Origin of the sequence: Brucella sp. IR073 (genome assembly GCF_049065735.1) — a bacterium.
Lineage (GTDB): Bacteria > Pseudomonadota > Alphaproteobacteria > Rhizobiales > Rhizobiaceae > Paramesorhizobium.
Window position 1 is genome coordinate 371,546 of the sequence record NZ_JBAKHD010000004.1, and the last position, 15,990, is coordinate 387,535.

Genomic DNA, 15,990 nt, shown 5'->3' on the forward strand with positions numbered 1-15,990 from the left:
CCCATGGAAGTCATTCTGCTTGAACGCATCTCCCGCCTCGGCCAGATGGGCGACACCGTGAAGGTCAAGGACGGCTATGCCCGTAACTTCCTTCTGCCGCAGGGCAAGGCGCTGCGCGCCAACGAAGCCAACAAGAAGAAGTTCGAAGGCCAGCGCGCCCAGCTCGAAGCTCGCAACCTGGAGCGCAAGAACGAAGCCCAGGCCGTTGCCGACAAGCTCGACGGCAAGAGCTTCATCGTCGTGCGCTCGGCCGGCGAGACCGGCCAGCTCTACGGCTCCGTCTCGACCCGCGACATTGCCGAGGTGCTGACGGCGGAAGGCTTCACGGTCAACCGCAACCAGGTCGAGCTCAATACGCCGATCAAGACCATCGGCCTGCACAGCATCGTCATCGCACTCCATCCCGAAGTGGAAGTCACCGTCACGATCAATGTCGCCCGCTCGGCCGAAGAAGCCGAACGCCAGGCCAAGGGCGAGGACCTGACCTCTGCCCAGGCCATCTACGGCATCGAGGAAGAGCCGCTTTCCGAGGAAGTCTTCGACGACGAGGACGATGCGGAAGGCGACAACAACGCCTGATCCGAATAGCGACATCGCCCCTTCCTGGAAGCAGGGAGGGGCGTTGGTTAAAATCTATCCCCGCTCGCTGCAACTGCCATACGTTACAGAGTGTTATTTGATTTTCGATGCAGCGGGAGTATGCTCCAAGCCATGTCAAAACCTGCACTCAGAGAACGGTACAACACGCGCTATCAGCTTAAACGCCCCCGGAAAGGGGTGGCCGGTAGTTTCGTGGCCGGGCTCGCCACTCTTTTAACGCTTGCAGGTCCCAATACTGTTTCAGCCAATCCTCGTAACGTTTCAGCGAGTAAATCACTTCGCGGTGATTTTGTGCGTCTTGGCGCGGACTTAAGGGGAGTCATCGCGAAAGAACGCAGGCGTGAAGAAACCGGCCGCTAAGCGCTCCGCTCCTTTAGAACAGAGGCACGAAGACCGGCTTCCAATGCAGGTAAGCATTGAGCAGTCTTCATGGTCTGGTCCCCTGCCGGCGCCATCTGACATGGCGATGTACGGAGAAATCGTCGCTAACGGCGCCGAGCGCATTTTCGCGGCGTGGGAGGAAGAATCCCGGCATAGGCGTGAGCTGGAAAAACAGGAACTCAGATGGGCGGTTTTCGAAGCCATACTCGGGAAAACCTATGCCATTATCTTCGTTCTCGCTGCCCTCAGTCTTGCGCCTATGCGATCAGTCAGGGTGCGGAATGGCTGGCGACGATTCTTGGAGCCGGCATCATCGGATCGATCGTATGGGCGTTCGTAAAGGTAATCGGCCCAGCAAGCATTGAATATTTGCGCTATCAGTAAACTATAAATGATCATGCCCGGCCCCAGCGCCGGGCATTTCCACTTTTCAGACGCAAAAAAGCGCCTATCTTACCATTTTTCGCGACCCCATATGGGATTTCGCGGATGGGTGCGGGTGTATTGCGTCAATAATTTATTTCCGCATCTTCCGTAAATTCGAAAATCGGGGCCGGTCTTGCAATTTGGAGATTGGTCGATGAATACGCTTTTACGCACCGTTCTGAATCATTTGATCAAACGGGGGGATCTGACTGTAACCGACGCTGACGGCGTCACGCATCGGTTTGGCGACAAGACCGGCGATCCCATTGGGATCGAGTTCAACGCGCGCCGGGCGGAGCGCGCCATCGCGATCAATCCCGAGCTTAAGCTCGCGGAAGCCTATATGGCCGGGGATCTCGATTTCGTCGAAGGCGACATGTACGGGCTCCTGCAGCTCGTCTTCGAGAATGCCGGGCCGGTCGCGGCCAAGGAACCGTGGATGCGGGCGATCGACGCGGCGCGGCGCGCGGGACGGCGCTTGCAGCAGATCAACACCATCGCCCTCGCCTCCGGGCATGTGCGCCACCATTACGATCTGTCGGGCGATCTCTACCGGTTGTTTCTCGATCCCGACATGCAATATTCCTGCGCCTATTTCGAGACGCCGGATACGACGCTCGCCGAAGCCCAGCTTGCCAAAAAGCGGCACCTGGCGGCGAAACTCCTGGTCAAGCCGGACCAGAAGCTGCTCGATATCGGCTGCGGCTGGGGCGGCCTCGGGCTCTATATGGCCAAATATCTTGGCGCGGATGTGACCGGCGTCACCCTTTCACAGGAGCAGCACGCGGTCGCCAACAAGCGCGCCGCGGAGGAAGGTCTCTCGGCGCGGGCGCGGTTCAATCTGCAGGACTATCGCACGCTGCAGGAGCCGTTCGACCGCATCGTCTCGGTCGGCATGTTCGAGCATGTCGGCGTCAATCATTTTGCCGAATATTTCCAGCATACGGCACGCCTGCTCAAGCCCGACGGCGTTTTCCTGCTCCATGCCATCGGACGCAGCGACGGGCCGGGCGCGACCAACCCGTTCATCCGCAAATATATCTTCCCCGGTGGCTACATCCCCGCCCTCTCGGAGGTGCTGCCGCATATCGAGCGGGCGGGACTGATCGTCACCGATATCGAAATCCTGCGCCTGCATTATGCCGAAACGCTGAAAGCCTGGCGCGAGGCCTTCATGGCCAACCGTGACAAGGCAAAGGCCATCTATGACGAGCGCTTCTGCCGCATGTGGGAGTTCTACCTCGCCGCCTCCGAAAGCGCCTTCCGCTGGCAGAACATGATGGTGTTCCAGATCCAGATCGCGCACCGGCAGGACGCCGTACCGCTCACGCGCAATTATATCGAGGCGGAGGAAAAACGCCTGAAACGCCTCGACAGCGCGCCGAAGGTGGCGAATACGGAAATGGTGGCAGCGCTCGGGGCGACGGGGCGGTAGCCCATCCCCCCATCCGGGCACTCAGCTGGGCATGTGATAATTCAGGAGCTTATCCTGCCGTACATCATAGAGCTTGCCGGTCACGTCCAAGGCCGGATCGGCAAGCTTGACGATCTTCTGGGCAACCTCGCGCGGATGCGGAAGCGTTTCGGGGTCTTCGCCCGGCATGGCCTGCGCGCGCATGGCGGTGCGGGTCGCGCCTGGATTGACCGAATTGACCCGCAGATTCATCTGTTTCGTCTCTTCCGCCCAGCTGCGCGCCAGCACCTCGACCGCCGCCTTGGAGGCCGCATAAGGTGCCCAGAAGGCGCGCGCCGAATGGGCGACGCCGGACGAAAGCAAGATAGCACGGCCCGCATCCGACTGCCGCAACAGCGGGTCCATGGAACGAATCAAGCGCCACGTCGAGGTGACATTGACGTTCATCACCTTCTCGAAAGTCTTGGCCTCGACATGGCCGATGGGTGAAAGCACGCCGAGAATGCCCGCATTGGCGACCATGATATCGAGCTTGCCCCAGCGCTCATGGATCGAGCCGCCCAGCCGGTCGATGCCGGACATGTCGGTGAGGTCGAGCGGCACGAGCGTTGCGCTGCCGCCAGCTAGGCGGATTTCATCGTCGAGCTCTTCCAGCCCGCCGGTCGTCCGCGCGACGGCGATGACATGCGCGCCGCGCTTTGCCAATTCCAGGCTCAGAAAATAGCCGATGCCGCGCGACGCGCCGGTGACCAGCGCCAGCCGGCCGGTTAGATCGATAGTCATTTATTCAATGTCCCCGTCTGATTGGTTTGCAGAATCTCCGGAATTGCCGTCCGCGCCCAATTGGGTACATTCCGGCTAAGCAGCTTCGTTCGCCCGTTTTCACGAATTAAAATCAACCGTCGCCGCTTGCCGCTATTATCCAGCACCAAGACGCGATCAGCAATCCGCATTGCCTCGGCTAAGTGGTTCATGCATCGGACAAAACGCCGCTCTATATCCGCCTTGGGCACGGCATGGCCACCCTGCCGCACACGCTCGGTGACACGGCTTTGCGCTTGAATGATGCTATGGAGTCCGATGAAGACCAGATTGACTTTATAGCCGCGCTCCCGGGCTTGGAGCATGAATGCGCGCGCGCCCTGCCCGGTCAATGTCGTCTCTATGGCAAAGCTTTCACGTGCGTCCAGCAGAGCTTTTCGCCGCTCAACAGCTAGACGCCCTGCCCGCACCGCAGTCTTCCGGTCGGCTGGAAGGCCCGGTGCGATCTGCCGGGCAATATCGTCGGGGTTCACGATTTCAAGACGGCCGACAACATAGCGCCTGGCAAGCGTTGACTTCCCCGCCCCGTTCGGCCCAGCAAAAACCCATAGCTGGGGTGCGGGCGTCATAACGGGCGGATAACCTCGTCGCCTGCTTCATCGAAGCGGACCAGCTCGCGCCGCCCGTCCGGATACTCTTTAACCAGCAATCCTTCGGGTGTGTCGTCCTCAATATAATAGATGGGAAACCCGGCCTTGAGGTGCTCCAGGGCTGCAGCGCCATCATCGTAGATGGCAGCCCTTTCGATATCCCGCCAAAGCGCGTCATTCATATTGTCGGTGGCTTTGGGATTGGAAGATGGTGCCGGGCTGTTCATCGCGTTCACCCATTGCTCGCCATCAATGGCAGGGTGTGCACATTGCTGAGGCCATCCTGATCGACGAGGCGGGTGGGATAGTCGCCGGTGAAATAATGGTCGGTGAATTCAGGCGCTTGCGGATCGCGCGGCTTGCCGCCAACAGCCCGGTAGAGCCCATCGATAGACAGGAACTCCAGCGAATCCGCGCCGATATAGCGGCACATGGATTCCAGATCCTTGTGCTGGTTGGCGAGCAGCTTGTCCGCCTCGGGCGTGTCGATGCCGTAGAAATCCGGGTGATAGATCATCGGGCTTGCCACGCGCATGTGAACCTCGCGCGCGCCGGCATCGCGGATCATCTGCACGATCTTGAGCGAGGTGGTGCCGCGCACGATGGAATCGTCCACCAGCACCACACGCTTGCCCTCGATCACCGCGCGATTGGCGGAGTGCTTCAGCTTCACGCCGAAGGCGCGGATCGACTGCGTCGGCTCGATGAAGGTGCGCCCGACATAATGGTTTCTGATAATGCCGAGCTCGAACGGAATGCCGCTTTCCTGCGCATAGCCGATGGCCGCGGGCGTGCCGCCATCGGGCACCGGCACCACCACATCCGCCTCGACCGGAGCTTCCTTGGCAAGGTTGATGCCCATATTCTTGCGCACGGAATAGACATTGCGCCCCCCGACCACCGAATCCGGCCGGGCGAAATAGACATATTCGAACAGGCAAAGGCGCTCTGGCTTCCGGTCCTTCGGCTTGATCGACTCTGTTGTGATCGAGCCGTCGGCCTGGATCTCGCAGATGACCACCTCGCCATTCTCGACGTCGCGGATATATTTCGCGCCGATGATGTCGAGCGCGCAGGTCTCCGAGCAGAAGATCGGCTTGCCGTCGAGCTCGCCCATCACCAGCGGGCGGATGCCGATGGGATCGCGCGCGGCGATAAGCTTGGTGCGCGTCATGGCGAGCATGGAATAGCCGCCCTCGACATGCCTGATGGCATCGACGAAACGATCGCTCGAAGACGGAAAGCGCGAGCGGGCGATGAGATGCAGCACCACTTCCGTGTCGGAGGTGGACTGGCAGATCGCGCCTGACGCGATGAGCTGGCGGCGCAGCGTCAGGCCGTTGGTGAAATTGCCGTTATGCGCGATGGCGATGCCGCCGACCTCAAGCTCCGCGAACAGCGGCTGCACATTGCGCAGCGCCACCTCACCTGTCGTAGAATAGCGGGTGTGGCCGATGGCGATGTAGCCCGGCAGCTTCGCCAGCGTCGCCGGATCGGTGTAATGATCGCCGACGAGGCCCATGCGCTTTTCGGTGTAGAACTGCTGCCCGTCATAGGAGACGATGCCGGCGGCTTCCTGCCCGCGATGCTGGAGCGCATGGAGGCCGAGCGCCGTCAGCGTGGCGGCGTCCCGGTGTCCCAGAATGCCGAAAACCCCGCACTCTTCATGCAAGGAGTCATCGTCCAAGGAAAAATGCGTCTCGTTGCCGGAAAGATCGGTCATTGCCGCCTGGCCTTTCTATTGGGCATGTCCACGATATATGGGATCGCAGCGATCAAAATTCAAAACCGTGATCGGGTTGAGTTTTCCTGCCGCATGATCCCAAAAGTCCGCAACCTGGGATCATGCAATAAAGAAAGCGGGAGAATGATTAGCTCCCGCCCTTCACGTGTCCGTCTAGCATAAATGATGCGCCGGTTCAAAGCGCCACCATTGTCGCGCCCGATCAAATTATTCCGCGGGCGCGTTATCCGCCGGGGCTTCCTGATTGCCGCCCTGTTCCGGTGTCGTCTCGCTCTTCGGATTGATCTTGCTCGAAACGCTCGGCTCCACTTTCTCTACGAACCCCATCAGTTGCTGTCCCACTGCATCGAGCAGCGGTTTAGACTTGGCATCGGTGATCCAGGCCGGCTGGGCTCCGGCAACGAGCCAGTTGAAAAACAGCATCGCCACCACGACCAGCAGCACGCCGCGCGCGGCGCCGAAGAGGAAGCCCAGCGTACGGTCGAGCGCGCCAATCCGGCTGTCGATGATGAAGTCCGCGATCTTCATGGTGATGATCGAAACGATAATCAGCGTGACGATGAAAACCGCACCCGCCGCCGCGATCTTGGCGATGGTTTCATTGCTGATATAGGGCTGCACCAGCGGAACGACCGGGGTGTAGAACAGATAGGCGGCGATGGCCGCCAGCGCCCAGGAGGCGACCGAAAGCACCTCGCGGGAAAATCCCCGCACCATAGCCAGCACGGCCGAAATGAGCGTGATCCCGAGAAGAATTCCGTCAAGTAGCGTAATCGGCATCTGGCCCACCTCGATCAAAGCGATTCCTATGGAACCGCTCTATTTCTTTATTTTTCGGCATAATGCAACGCCGGATGATTCCGATCGGCGACAAATGTGCCGCCTCGCCAGACATGATCGTTTACGCAAAATCTGTCAACTTTTCGCGTTGATCTTTCCACGCCCGCAGTCGCCATAATCAGGCTGTTGCGGGGACCCCGCCGATATCAAGCGGAAGGTCTGTTTGATTGATGGCGGCGAAAAGAGAAAAGGCGCGAGGCCATATAGATATTCTGCATTTTATTAGACGGAAACAACGAACTCTGCTTTCGTAGATGACAACGTCACCGTCGAGGCATGGATTCCTGTGACAAGCACAGGAATGACGGATTGCTTTGATGTTGCCGATGCTCTTCAATCGCGCGGCCTGCACAAGTGTTCTCGTTGAGGGGCAGCCATCCCCACTTCCGTCATTCCTGTGCTTGTCACAGGAATCCATGCCTCAACATTTCCATGGCGAGAACGGTTTCGAGCGATTCCGTGTGGAAGAAATTTGCTGCAAAGGATGGCAATTGCAAAAAGGCCGCGCTTGCGCACGGCCCTTTCAGCAATCGATCTATCAGACCCGATCAAGCCTCTTCGGACTTGTCCTCGTCCGCCTTCTTCTTAGCGGCGGTCTTTTTCTTCGGCGCGGCCTTCTTGGCGGGCTTGGCTTCGGTTTCGCCAGCCTCGTCATCGGCCATCAGCTCATCCTTGGTCACCTTCTTGTCGGTCACCTCAATGGTGGAGAGGAGATGGTCGACCACCTTTTCCTCGAAGATCGGCGCGCGCAGGTTTGCGACGGCATCGGGGGTGCGGCGGAAGAATTCGTAGATTTCCTTCTCCTGTCCCGGATAGCGGCGGACCTGATCGAACAGCGCGCGCTGCAGCTCTTCTTCCGTCACTTCGAGGCCAGCCTTCTCACCGATCTCGGAAAGCACGAGGCCAAGACGCACGCGGCGCTCAGCCAGCTTGCGGTATTCCTCGCGGGCGGCTTCTTCGGTCGTCTCTTCGTCTTCGAAGGTGCGTCCGGCTTCCTGCAAGTCATTGTTGATCTGCGCCCAGATATTGTTGAACTCCGCATCAACGAGTTTCTGCGGCGCTTCGAACTGATACTGGCCGTCGAGCGCGTCGAGGATCTGGCGCTTCACCTTCTGGCGGGTGAAGGAACCGTACTGGCCTTCGATCTGCTCGCGGATGACCTGGCGCAGGCGCTCCATCGTCTCGATGCCGAGCTTCTTGGCGGTCTCGTCATTGAGCTCCAGCTCGCCGGGCTTCGCCACTTCCTTGACGGTGATGTCGAAGGTGGCTTCCTTGCCGGCCAGATGCGCGGCGCCGTAATTCTCGGGGAAGGTCACCTTGATCTGCGTCTCGTCGCCGGCCTTGACGCCGATGAGCTGTTCCTCAAAGCCCGGAATGAACTGGCCCGAGCCCAGCACCAGCTGCGCGTCCGTATCGGCGCCGCCGTCGAAAGGCTCGCCGTCGAGCTTGCCCAGATAATCCATCGTGACGCGGTCGCCATCCTCGGCCTTGCCTTCCTTCGTTTCGAAGGAGCGCGTGGAGGCGGCGATGCGCTTGACCTGCTCATCGATCTCCTCATCGGTCACATCGACGACTTCACGCGTGACGGAGATGCCGGAGAAGTCCTTGAGCTCGATCTGCGGCAGCACTTCGTAATTCAGCGAGAAAACAAAATCGGCCTTGCCGTCGAGAACCTTCTCGGCTTCCTTCTCGTCCTCGGTCATGACGATTTCGGGCTGCGTCGCCGATTTCTCGTTGCGCTCGGAGAGAATCGAGCGCGGGGTCTCGCTCAGGATCTCGTTGACCACTTCGGCCATGAAGGATTTGCCATAGACCTTGCGCAGGTGCGCCGCCGGGACCTTGCCGGGGCGGAAGCCGTTGATGCGCACGCGTCCCTTGGCATTTTCGAGGCGCTCGGAAAGCTTCGCCTCGAGATCCTTGGCCGGAACCACGACTTTGATCTCGCGCTTCAGCCCTTCATTGAGCGTTTCGGTAACCTGCATGTCAAAACCTTCACTTCGTTGTACTTATCCTGCCGATACCGGCCATTCTGCCAGGACGGGCGGGAGAGAAACTGTTTCTTCGTGGCCTTTCGCTGGTGCGGATGGAGGGACTCGAACCCCCACGGTCTCCCGCCAGAACCTAAATCTGGTGCGTCTACCAATTTCGCCACATCCGCTTCTAGAGCATGATCCCGTATAAGATCGCACCGCTAGACAAGGCCGAACAGCCCCGAAAGCGCGGGTCTCTATATCACCCAATTTCGACCGTTCAAAGGAAAAATGCCTTGGTTTCCGGCAGATAATGAGCTTATCCGGCAATCCTTAAAGACAATCAGTAAAGCGGCTCTTCGTAAAGGGCTTTTCCGTTCTCTTTCAGCGCCTTTATCTGTGCCTCTCCCGACGCGGAAACCGCGACGACCGCCTCGATATTCTGGTGCCGCTGCGCGTCTTCTATCCGCCTGCCCTCGCCTTCCGGAAGATAATAGCGCTCGATCCCGTAATCGACGGTGACAAGTGCGTCGGCTTGCGCGGGAGGCGCATAGCGGGTTCGCCCCTTGAGCATCACCTCGTCCAGCGCAAGATCGCCAATCGGTTGGAAAGACGCGCGGGAGAATTGCCAATTGCCGTTCGCGCCCGCCTTTACCGCCACGTAAATGGTGGCGTGGCTGCCATCATCGGGCGTCCCGCTGATTTGCGAGCGCGGGATAGAGGAAATGGCAAAGCCTAGACGCACATATTCGCCGCGCATCAGGTCGCGCGGGTCTACAGGCTCGGTGCGAAGAAGGATCTCCCTGCCCTCGCGCAGGATCGCAGCGCGGCTTTCAATCGCCGCATAGAGAATGCCGGACTGGAAGAGCGCGGCCAGAGCCGCCATGCCGAACAGCCAATGACGGTTATTTTTCATGGGGATACGCCCAATTTCAGATTCGGCTTATGAAGACGCCGCTCCATCCGCGCTACGAATACCGCAAGGAGCAGCAGCAAGATGCCCGCTGTGAGGAAGAAGCCCGATGTGCCGACAAGAGTGCCAACGGTCATGAAGGCAAGGTAGAGCACTTCCAGCGAGAACGCGACATAGGCAACCCAGCGCACCAGCGCATTGCGACGACCCGACAGCATGAGGGCACCGATGGCAATCGCAAGAATGACAATGCCGAAAGTGACGCGTCCGCCGGTATTGCTGGCGAAATCCTCGAACTGCACCATCTCCAGCGCCAGCAGCGCACCGGCAAGGCCATAAGCGCCAAACGCCGGGCCGAAACCGCCGAGGCGCATGGAGACAACCGGACGGAGCCCGTCGATCAAGAACAGGCAAAGACCGATCGCCACGGCAAGCCAGATGGGCGTGTGCGAATTAAGATTGCCATAGGCAATCACGAAATAGGCGATGAGGAACAGCGCCACGAGATGCGCGGTGGCGCGGCTCTTTGTGTACCAGGCGAGCGCCAGCCCGCAGATGGCCAATAGCGGCGCGATCCACGTATAATTTCTGTCAGGCACGAAGCCATTATCCAGAAACGAGAAGAGATAGAAGATGGCGACCGCCATGCCTGTTATCGCCAGCGCCCGGGACCGCAGCAGCAAGGCCGATACCATCACCCCGCCGGTCCAGATCAGCGCCGCGGAGGGCATGTCGCCCGCAAGGTGATACATCTGCCCGACCAGCGCCACGCCCGCGCCGAATGCCAGCGCGCCGAAGACATAAAGCGCCGGGGCGAACATTTTGTCACCTATGGCCTGCCGCCATGCGCCGCCAAGATATCCCGCCCATATGGCGATGAAGATCAGCGCGACCCGTAACAGACGCGGCATCGCCTCCCAATTGGCAGCGATGAGCGTGATGATCGCCGCACCCAGAAGCAGCGCGCCCAGCACCGCCAGCGTATTGCCAAGGCCAAACCCGCGCGCGCGCTGGCTCTCGACATCGGCGAGCAGCGCCTCGGCGGTCTTGTCGTCGATAAGGCCCTTTTCCTGCCAGCGGGCGATCTGTCTGGGCAGAAACAATGGAAATGCCACGCTCAACTCCTGATTCGTGCGGGCGATAGAGCCAGCAATACCCTAGCTTACGCGCCCCGTGGCGAGAACGGCAAGAACCTGCCCTTCGTCTCGGTCAGACAGGACGCTCTTGCGCGGCGGCGAGATACGCCCGGCACATCATCGTCAACTGCGCGCGCAGACGGTCTGCGGCAGCGGCGGATAAGTTTCTTTCAAACGTGTTGCGCACCGTGCCGAAGATGACCGTCACCAGCGTAAGATTGATGCCATCGAGGTCGACAAAGACCGCGTCCGTGGCGCTTGCCAACATGGCCGTGGTCGCGGCATCGACGCGGCGTGCAAACGCCGCGATCAGCGCCTCATTATCGAGTTCCGCAACGGAGCGATAGAGCGCGCGGGTCACTTCGGCCCGCTCGGTCTTCGCGTGCCAGTAGGTGTCGATGAGCGCTTCCACCATTTGACCTGTGGGCGCGCCCTGGTTCGCCCGGCAGGTCGCCTCGATCTTCCCGGCCAGCACATCCAGATAGCGTTCGTTGAGCGCGTAGATCAGTGCCTGCTTGTGTGGGAAATATTGATACATCGTGCCCACCGACACGCCCGCCCGCTGCGCCACGCGGGTGGTCGTCAGCCCATGCGGGCCATCGGTCAATAAAAGCTGAATGGTCGCCTCGAAAATCGCATCCAGCGTTGCCGCCGCGCGCGCCTGACGCGGCCTTTTTCGGGGACTTAGCGAGCGTGGCGCTGGAGAAGGCAAAAGCGAATCCTCAAACTGAATGATCCTTCATATATTAAACCCGGTAGCTCAAGTTGGAAAGGATCGTCATGACCGACACACGCATTGCCCTTGTCACCGGGGCCAACAAAGGCATCGGGCTGGAGATCGCCCGCCAGCTCGCGCAAGCCGGCATTCATGTCATCATAGGGGCGCGGGACGACGACCGCGCCCATGCGGCGATCGCAGATTTGGCTGGGCAAGGCCTCGCCGCCCAATCGATCCGGATCGATCTGGACGATTGGGCAAGCATAACCGCAGCGGCGGCAGCAATCGATGCGGAACATGGCAGGCTCGATATCCTCGTCAACAATGCCGGCATCTTCGACGCAGCCCATGACGGCCCTCCCGGCACAGCCTCGCTCGAGGCGGTCCGCCGCACCATGGAAGTCAATTTCCTCGGCACGCTGGCGGTGACACAGGCGATGCTGCCGCTCCTGCTGGCGGCACCGGCGGCGCGGATCGTCAATCTCTCCAGTTCTCTCGGCTCGCTGACGCTCAATGGCGACCCGAGCTCAACCTATTATTCGGCGCAGTATATCGGCTACAACGCTTCGAAGGCGGCGCTCAACATGCTGACCGTTCAGCTTCATGAGGAATTGCGCGGCACGGGCATCGTGGTCAATTCGGTGAGCCCCGGTTTCGTCAAGACGGACCTGACCGGCGGATATGGCACATTGACGCCCGAAGAAGGGGCACGCCTCCCTGTTCAATATGCGCTGGGCGGCGAAGAGTCCGGGCGGTTCGTCGAGGCTGGCGGAGAAACGCCCTGGTAGGTTCGAAAATCGGGCGGGAAACGGCGAGAATCCCGCCCGGTTTCACGATTTTGTCATTCCTGCGACAAGGGCATTAAAATCGATTAATATTGCATTGCAACATGCGCAAATCAGCCATGCAATCTTGCGTCTGCAACTGGCCGGGGTTCTCGTCTATATCAGGGTCAACAAACAGCGACGAACCACCCAAGAGGCCCGAAATGAACCTGATCCGCTCCTACAACAACTGGCGCCGTTACCGCGAAACCATCGGTGAACTGAGCCGCCTTTCGAACCGCGAACTCTCCGACCTCGGCATTTCCCGCGCGGACATCCCGCACGTCGCTCGCCAGTCTAACGTTCGCTAAGTCAAAAAGTTTCAAGAATATCGCGAAGAGCCCTCCTCCTCCCAGGCTCCAGCGATCGAAGGCTGGCTCTCCTCCTCCCGGCCAGCCTTTTCCAAACGACACCCGCCGCTCCTCCTCCCGCGGCGGGTGTTGTTTTTTGTGCGTTGCTGCGCCATGTAGGCGGCAATTATCAAAACGGGAAGAGAGTCCCCAGCATGTCCAATTCGAAACAGCCCGTTCATGTCGTCGGCGGCGGCCTTGCCGGTTCGGAAGCCGCGTGGCAGCTTGCGCAAGCGGGCATTCCGGTGATCCTGCACGAAATGCGCCCCGTGCGCGGAACCGACGCGCACAAGACGGATGGGCTGGCGGAACTGGTGTGCTCTAACTCCTTCCGCTCCGACGATGCCGAGACGAATGCCGTCGGCGTGCTCCATGCGGAAATGCGGCTGGCGGGATCGCTGATTATGGCGAGCGCCGACGCCCATCAGGTGCCCGCCGGGGGCGCGCTTGCCGTGGACCGCGAAGGCTTTTCGCAAGCGGTTACAGCCAAACTCGAAGCGCATCCGCTCATCACCATCCAGCGGGAAGAAATATCCGGCCTGCCGCCCGCCGAATGGGCGCGGACGATCATCGCAACCGGCCCCCTCACCGCCCCTGCGCTCGCAGAATCGATCCGGGCCGAAACCGGCGCCGACGCCCTCGCCTTCTTCGACGCCATCGCGCCCATCGTCCATTTCGACAGCATCGACATGGATGTCTGCTGGTTCCAGTCGCGCTATGACAAGGTGGGCCCCGGCGGCACGGGCAAGGACTACATCAACTGCCCGATGACGAAGGAACAGTATGAGACTTTCGTGCAAGCGCTGATCGCGGGCGAGAAGACCGAATTCCGCGAATGGGAAGGCACGCCCTATTTCGACGGCTGCCTGCCGATCGAGGTGATGGCCGAGCGCGGCCCCGAGACGCTGCGCCATGGGCCGATGAAGCCGATGGGCTTGACCAATGCGCACAATCCAACGGTCAAGCCCTATGCCGTGGTGCAGCTGCGCCAGGACAATGCATTGGGCACGCTTTACAACATGGTTGGCTTCCAGACCAAGCTGAAATATGGCGAACAGGTGGCGATATTCCGGCTTATTCCCGGTTTGGAGAACGCGGAATTCGCCCGGCTCGGCGGTCTTCACCGCAACACCTACCTCAACTCGCCCGTGCTGCTCGACCACGCGCTGCGTCTGAAGTCGCGCCCGGACCTTCGCTTCGCCGGACAGATCACCGGATGCGAGGGCTATGTGGAATCGGCCGCCATCGGCCTCCTCGCCGGACGCTTCGCCGCCGCTGAGCAGCTGGGATTGGAGCCGTCCCTCCCTCCTGAAACCACGGCCTTCGGTGCGCTGCTTGGGCATATCACCGGCGGCCATATCGTCTCCGACGACGAACCGGGCAAGCGCTCCTTCCAGCCGATGAACGTCAATTTCGGCCTGTTCCCTCCCGTGGAAGCGCCGAAACTGGAAGGAAAACGCCTGCGCGGCAAGGAAAAGACCAATGCAAAGAAGCGGGCGCTAAGCGCCCGGGCATTGGCCGATTGCCGCGCTTGGCTGGGTTTGCCGGCGGTCGCCGCTGCCGCCGAGTGAACCTATATTCCGCCAGCGCTTGCGCGAAACATGATCCACTGGCGGCGCAGGGGCGATATCTCCGCCACCTCCCGCGCCGCATCGCCGCCCTTGCGGGTAATCGCCTTAAGATAGGCGGGCACGAGCGCCACTGGCAGATAGGCGGGCTTGAGCGAGGCAGGCAATACTTTCCTGCCATTCTCGAACGCGGCAAGATGCTCCTGCGCCAGCGCCACCATGGCCATGACGACGCGGTCGAGCGCGGCCTTGTCATTGCCCGCGAGCAGGTCCTCCCGGTTGACGCCCACCGCCTGCAAAATATCCGCGGGAACAAAAATTTGCCCGCGCCTGCGGTGAAGCGGCAGGAGGCGCAGAAGGCCGGTCACGCCTTGGGCCACGCCCGCATGGCCGGCAAGTTCGGCGAAGCGCGGGGCTGCATCGCCATCTAGAATGAGGCTTGCGAGCTGGATCATCGCCGATGCCGTCTCGCCGCAATAGCCTTCCAGATCGTTGCGGCTGGGCATCGGATCGTCATAGAGATCGAAAATCCGCGCCTCGCAGTAATTGTCGAAGGCCGCGCGCGGGAGGCGATAGCGTTCGATGGCCTGAATCAGTGTCGCCGCGACCGGATGTCCTGCCGCCGCGCCATGCTCGGTGCCGTTGATGAGGTCGCGCCACCATTGCAGCCGCACCTCGCCCGGCAATGGGTCATGCACGATATCCCGGATGCGGGCTATTTCAGCGTTGAAGGCATAGAGCGCAGCCAGTGCCCCGCGCTTCTCCTCCGGCGCATAGAGCACTGAGAGATAGCGGTCACGGTCCGCCTCGCGCAGGACGTTGAGGCAATGGGTTTCGTTGGCGTCCATCTCAATCAACGGCGATCAGCGCCGCGGCCACCGCGCGGTCTTCAGCCAGCAGCACATTATAGGTGCGTACGGCGGCGCCGGTGCTCATCGGATCGGCGGAGATGCGGTGCTCGCGGAGAATGGCCCGTACATTCTCCGGCAATGGGCGCAGATCGGTTCCAGTGCCAACCAGCAGGATTTCGATCTGGTCCGCCTGCTCAATGATCGTCCCGAGATCCTGGACGGTCAGGATGGGCGGCGTTTTCGGCTCCCAGCCATGAATGCCCGAGGGCAGGCAGAGAATGGAGCCTTTATGCGACATGTCGGCAAAGCGGAAGCCGCCATTGCCGTAGGCGTCGATGGGCGCGCGGCCGGGGAAATGCGCATTGCGGATTTCAATACCCTTTGCCATGGCCGCGCGAACCTTCTTTAGCCGCATGATCTTGTCCAAAAAGTCTGCAACTTTTTGGGATCTGCTCTTACTTCTTGTTGTCGGCGACGGGCTCGCCCTTGGCTCGTACATCGCTGATCAGCCCGCGCAGGATGCGCACTTTCACGCCCTCGGCGATCTCGGCCTCGACCTCGTTGTCGTCGATGACCTTCGTCACCTTGGCGACCATGGCGCCGGCAATGATGGTGTCGCCGCGGCGGACCGCCTTCAGCATTTCCTCCCGCTTCTTCATCTGCGTGCGCTGCGGCCGGATGATGAGGAAATACATGATCACGAAAATGAGGATGAAAGGCAGGATGCTCATCAGGACATCCGGGCCGAACGGCGAACCGCCAGGAGCCTGAGCGTAGGCCGGGGTAATGAAGGGCATGCGAGAACTCCTCGTGAAACCGATATTCTGTTCAGCCTGAGCGCAT

Annotated in this window: 17 protein-coding genes, 1 tRNA gene and 1 pseudogene; 6 read left to right on the top strand and 13 right to left on the bottom strand. The window is 60.5% G+C overall.

Annotated elements, in window-relative coordinates:
- The first annotated feature begins 3 nt into the window (after positions 1-3).
- From rplI to ACOWVG_RS11205, 3 genes are all read left to right on the top strand, one after another.
- Positions 4-579 carry a 50S ribosomal protein L9 gene (gene rplI / locus ACOWVG_RS11195; RefSeq protein ID WP_420962248.1) on the top strand — a complete coding sequence of 192 codons (576 nt, stop codon included), beginning with the start codon at positions 4-6 and terminating at the stop codon, positions 577-579.
- A gap of 424 nt (positions 580-1,003) precedes the next feature.
- A complete protein-coding gene (locus ACOWVG_RS11200) occupies positions 1,004-1,321 on the top strand; it encodes a DUF2335 domain-containing protein (protein WP_420962419.1) in 318 nt (105 codons plus the stop codon).
- A gap of 240 nt (positions 1,322-1,561) precedes the next feature.
- On the top strand, positions 1,562-2,842 hold the full coding sequence (locus tag ACOWVG_RS11205) for a class I SAM-dependent methyltransferase (protein WP_420962250.1): 1,281 nt from the start codon (positions 1,562-1,564) through the stop codon (positions 2,840-2,842).
- Between the two features lie 21 nt (positions 2,843-2,863).
- On the opposite strand, the gene ACOWVG_RS11210 is transcribed toward ACOWVG_RS11205, so the two are convergent.
- From ACOWVG_RS11210 to ACOWVG_RS11255, 10 genes and pseudogenes are all read right to left on the bottom strand, one after another.
- Positions 2,864-3,604: an SDR family NAD(P)-dependent oxidoreductase gene (locus ACOWVG_RS11210; protein ID WP_420962252.1), complete on the bottom strand. Its 741-nt coding sequence runs from the start codon at positions 3,602-3,604 to the stop codon at positions 2,864-2,866.
- Positions 3,601-4,212, bottom strand: a complete 612-nt coding sequence (locus ACOWVG_RS11215; RefSeq protein ID WP_420962254.1) for an AAA family ATPase — start codon at positions 4,210-4,212, stop codon at positions 3,601-3,603. The genes ACOWVG_RS11210 and ACOWVG_RS11215 overlap by 4 nt, the downstream gene beginning before the upstream one ends.
- The gene (locus tag ACOWVG_RS11220) at positions 4,209-4,460 is read right to left on the bottom strand and encodes a hypothetical protein (protein WP_420962420.1); all 252 of its coding nucleotides are present in this window, start codon (positions 4,458-4,460) and stop codon (positions 4,209-4,211) included. Before ACOWVG_RS11220 ends, ACOWVG_RS11215 begins: the two co-directional genes overlap by 4 nt.
- Before the next feature lie 5 nt (positions 4,461-4,465).
- Positions 4,466-5,956, bottom strand: a complete 1,491-nt coding sequence (purF, locus tag ACOWVG_RS11225) for an amidophosphoribosyltransferase (protein WP_420962256.1) — start codon at positions 5,954-5,956, stop codon at positions 4,466-4,468.
- 344 nt (positions 5,957-6,300) lie between these two features.
- Positions 6,301-6,757: pseudogene (locus tag ACOWVG_RS11230) on the bottom strand (CvpA family protein); the annotation flags it as partial.
- A 608-nt stretch (positions 6,758-7,365) separates the two neighbouring features.
- A complete protein-coding gene (tig, locus tag ACOWVG_RS11235; protein WP_420962259.1) occupies positions 7,366-8,799 on the bottom strand; it encodes a trigger factor in 1,434 nt (477 codons plus the stop codon).
- Between the two features lie 93 nt (positions 8,800-8,892).
- Positions 8,893-8,975 (bottom strand) — tRNA-Leu (locus tag ACOWVG_RS11240).
- Between the two features lie 155 nt (positions 8,976-9,130).
- Positions 9,131-9,703 carry a GDYXXLXY domain-containing protein gene (locus tag ACOWVG_RS11245; protein ID WP_420962261.1) on the bottom strand — a complete coding sequence of 191 codons (573 nt, stop codon included), beginning with the start codon at positions 9,701-9,703 and terminating at the stop codon, positions 9,131-9,133.
- On the bottom strand, positions 9,700-10,815 hold the full coding sequence (locus ACOWVG_RS11250) for a DUF2157 domain-containing protein (protein ID WP_420962263.1): 1,116 nt from the start codon (positions 10,813-10,815) through the stop codon (positions 9,700-9,702). Before ACOWVG_RS11250 ends, ACOWVG_RS11245 begins: the two co-directional genes overlap by 4 nt.
- Before the next feature lie 94 nt (positions 10,816-10,909).
- Entirely contained in the window at positions 10,910-11,548 is a 639-nt protein-coding gene (locus ACOWVG_RS11255; RefSeq protein WP_420962265.1) for a TetR/AcrR family transcriptional regulator, read from the bottom strand.
- Between the two features lie 68 nt (positions 11,549-11,616).
- Between ACOWVG_RS11255 and ACOWVG_RS11260 the strand changes: the two genes are divergently transcribed.
- The 3 genes from ACOWVG_RS11260 to trmFO all read left to right on the top strand — a co-directional run bounded on the left by ACOWVG_RS11260 (position 11,617) and on the right by trmFO (position 14,299).
- Positions 11,617-12,342, top strand: coding sequence for an SDR family NAD(P)-dependent oxidoreductase (locus tag ACOWVG_RS11260; RefSeq protein WP_420962267.1), 726 nt, complete (start codon positions 11,617-11,619; stop codon positions 12,340-12,342).
- A gap of 200 nt (positions 12,343-12,542) precedes the next feature.
- Positions 12,543-12,689, top strand: coding sequence for a DUF1127 domain-containing protein (locus ACOWVG_RS11265; RefSeq protein WP_188821611.1), 147 nt, complete (start codon positions 12,543-12,545; stop codon positions 12,687-12,689).
- 194 nt (positions 12,690-12,883) lie between these two features.
- Complete coding sequence (gene trmFO / locus ACOWVG_RS11270) at positions 12,884-14,299, top strand: methylenetetrahydrofolate--tRNA-(uracil(54)-C(5))-methyltransferase (FADH(2)-oxidizing) TrmFO (RefSeq protein ID WP_420962269.1); 1,416 nt, start codon at positions 12,884-12,886, stop codon at positions 14,297-14,299.
- A gap of 2 nt (positions 14,300-14,301) precedes the next feature.
- Here trmFO and ACOWVG_RS11275 read toward each other — a convergent pair whose 3' ends face one another.
- The 3 genes from ACOWVG_RS11275 to yajC all read right to left on the bottom strand — a co-directional run bounded on the left by ACOWVG_RS11275 (position 14,302) and on the right by yajC (position 15,944).
- Positions 14,302-15,144 (bottom strand): phytoene/squalene synthase family protein, encoded by an 843-nt coding sequence (locus ACOWVG_RS11275; RefSeq protein ID WP_420962271.1) that lies wholly within the window; start codon positions 15,142-15,144, stop codon positions 14,302-14,304.
- 1 nt (position 15,145) lies between these two features.
- The gene (locus ACOWVG_RS11280; protein ID WP_420962273.1) at positions 15,146-15,535 is read right to left on the bottom strand and encodes an Mth938-like domain-containing protein; all 390 of its coding nucleotides are present in this window, start codon (positions 15,533-15,535) and stop codon (positions 15,146-15,148) included.
- A gap of 67 nt (positions 15,536-15,602) precedes the next feature.
- Complete coding sequence (gene yajC / locus ACOWVG_RS11285; protein ID WP_420962275.1) at positions 15,603-15,944, bottom strand: preprotein translocase subunit YajC; 342 nt, start codon at positions 15,942-15,944, stop codon at positions 15,603-15,605.
- Between the last annotated feature and the right edge of the window lie 46 nt (positions 15,945-15,990).

Bases quoted from the DNA above. Each gene is read 5' to 3' on its own strand.
- rplI (WP_420962248.1), top strand. From the start codon at position 4: ATGGAAGTCATTCTGCTTGAACGCATCTCCCGCCTCGGCCAGATGGGC.
- ACOWVG_RS11200 (WP_420962419.1), top strand. From the start codon at position 1,004: ATGCAGGTAAGCATTGAGCAGTCTTCATGGTCTGGTCCCCTGCCGGCG.
- ACOWVG_RS11205 (WP_420962250.1), top strand. From the start codon at position 1,562: ATGAATACGCTTTTACGCACCGTTCTGAATCATTTGATCAAACGGGGG.
- ACOWVG_RS11210 (WP_420962252.1), bottom strand. From the start codon at position 3,604: ATGACTATCGATCTAACCGGCCGGCTGGCGCTGGTCACCGGCGCGTCG.
- ACOWVG_RS11215 (WP_420962254.1), bottom strand. From the start codon at position 4,212: ATGACGCCCGCACCCCAGCTATGGGTTTTTGCTGGGCCGAACGGGGCG.
- ACOWVG_RS11220 (WP_420962420.1), bottom strand. From the start codon at position 4,460: ATGAACAGCCCGGCACCATCTTCCAATCCCAAAGCCACCGACAATATG.
- purF (WP_420962256.1), bottom strand. From the start codon at position 5,956: ATGACCGATCTTTCCGGCAACGAGACGCATTTTTCCTTGGACGATGAC.
- tig (WP_420962259.1), bottom strand. From the start codon at position 8,799: ATGCAGGTTACCGAAACGCTCAATGAAGGGCTGAAGCGCGAGATCAAA.
- ACOWVG_RS11245 (WP_420962261.1), bottom strand. From the start codon at position 9,703: ATGAAAAATAACCGTCATTGGCTGTTCGGCATGGCGGCTCTGGCCGCG.
- ACOWVG_RS11260 (WP_420962267.1), top strand. From the start codon at position 11,617: ATGACCGACACACGCATTGCCCTTGTCACCGGGGCCAACAAAGGCATC.
- ACOWVG_RS11265 (WP_188821611.1), top strand. From the start codon at position 12,543: ATGAACCTGATCCGCTCCTACAACAACTGGCGCCGTTACCGCGAAACC.
- trmFO (WP_420962269.1), top strand. From the start codon at position 12,884: ATGTCCAATTCGAAACAGCCCGTTCATGTCGTCGGCGGCGGCCTTGCC.
- ACOWVG_RS11275 (WP_420962271.1), bottom strand. From the start codon at position 15,144: ATGGACGCCAACGAAACCCATTGCCTCAACGTCCTGCGCGAGGCGGAC.
- ACOWVG_RS11280 (WP_420962273.1), bottom strand. From the start codon at position 15,535: ATGGCAAAGGGTATTGAAATCCGCAATGCGCATTTCCCCGGCCGCGCG.
- yajC (WP_420962275.1), bottom strand. From the start codon at position 15,944: ATGCCCTTCATTACCCCGGCCTACGCTCAGGCTCCTGGCGGTTCGCCG.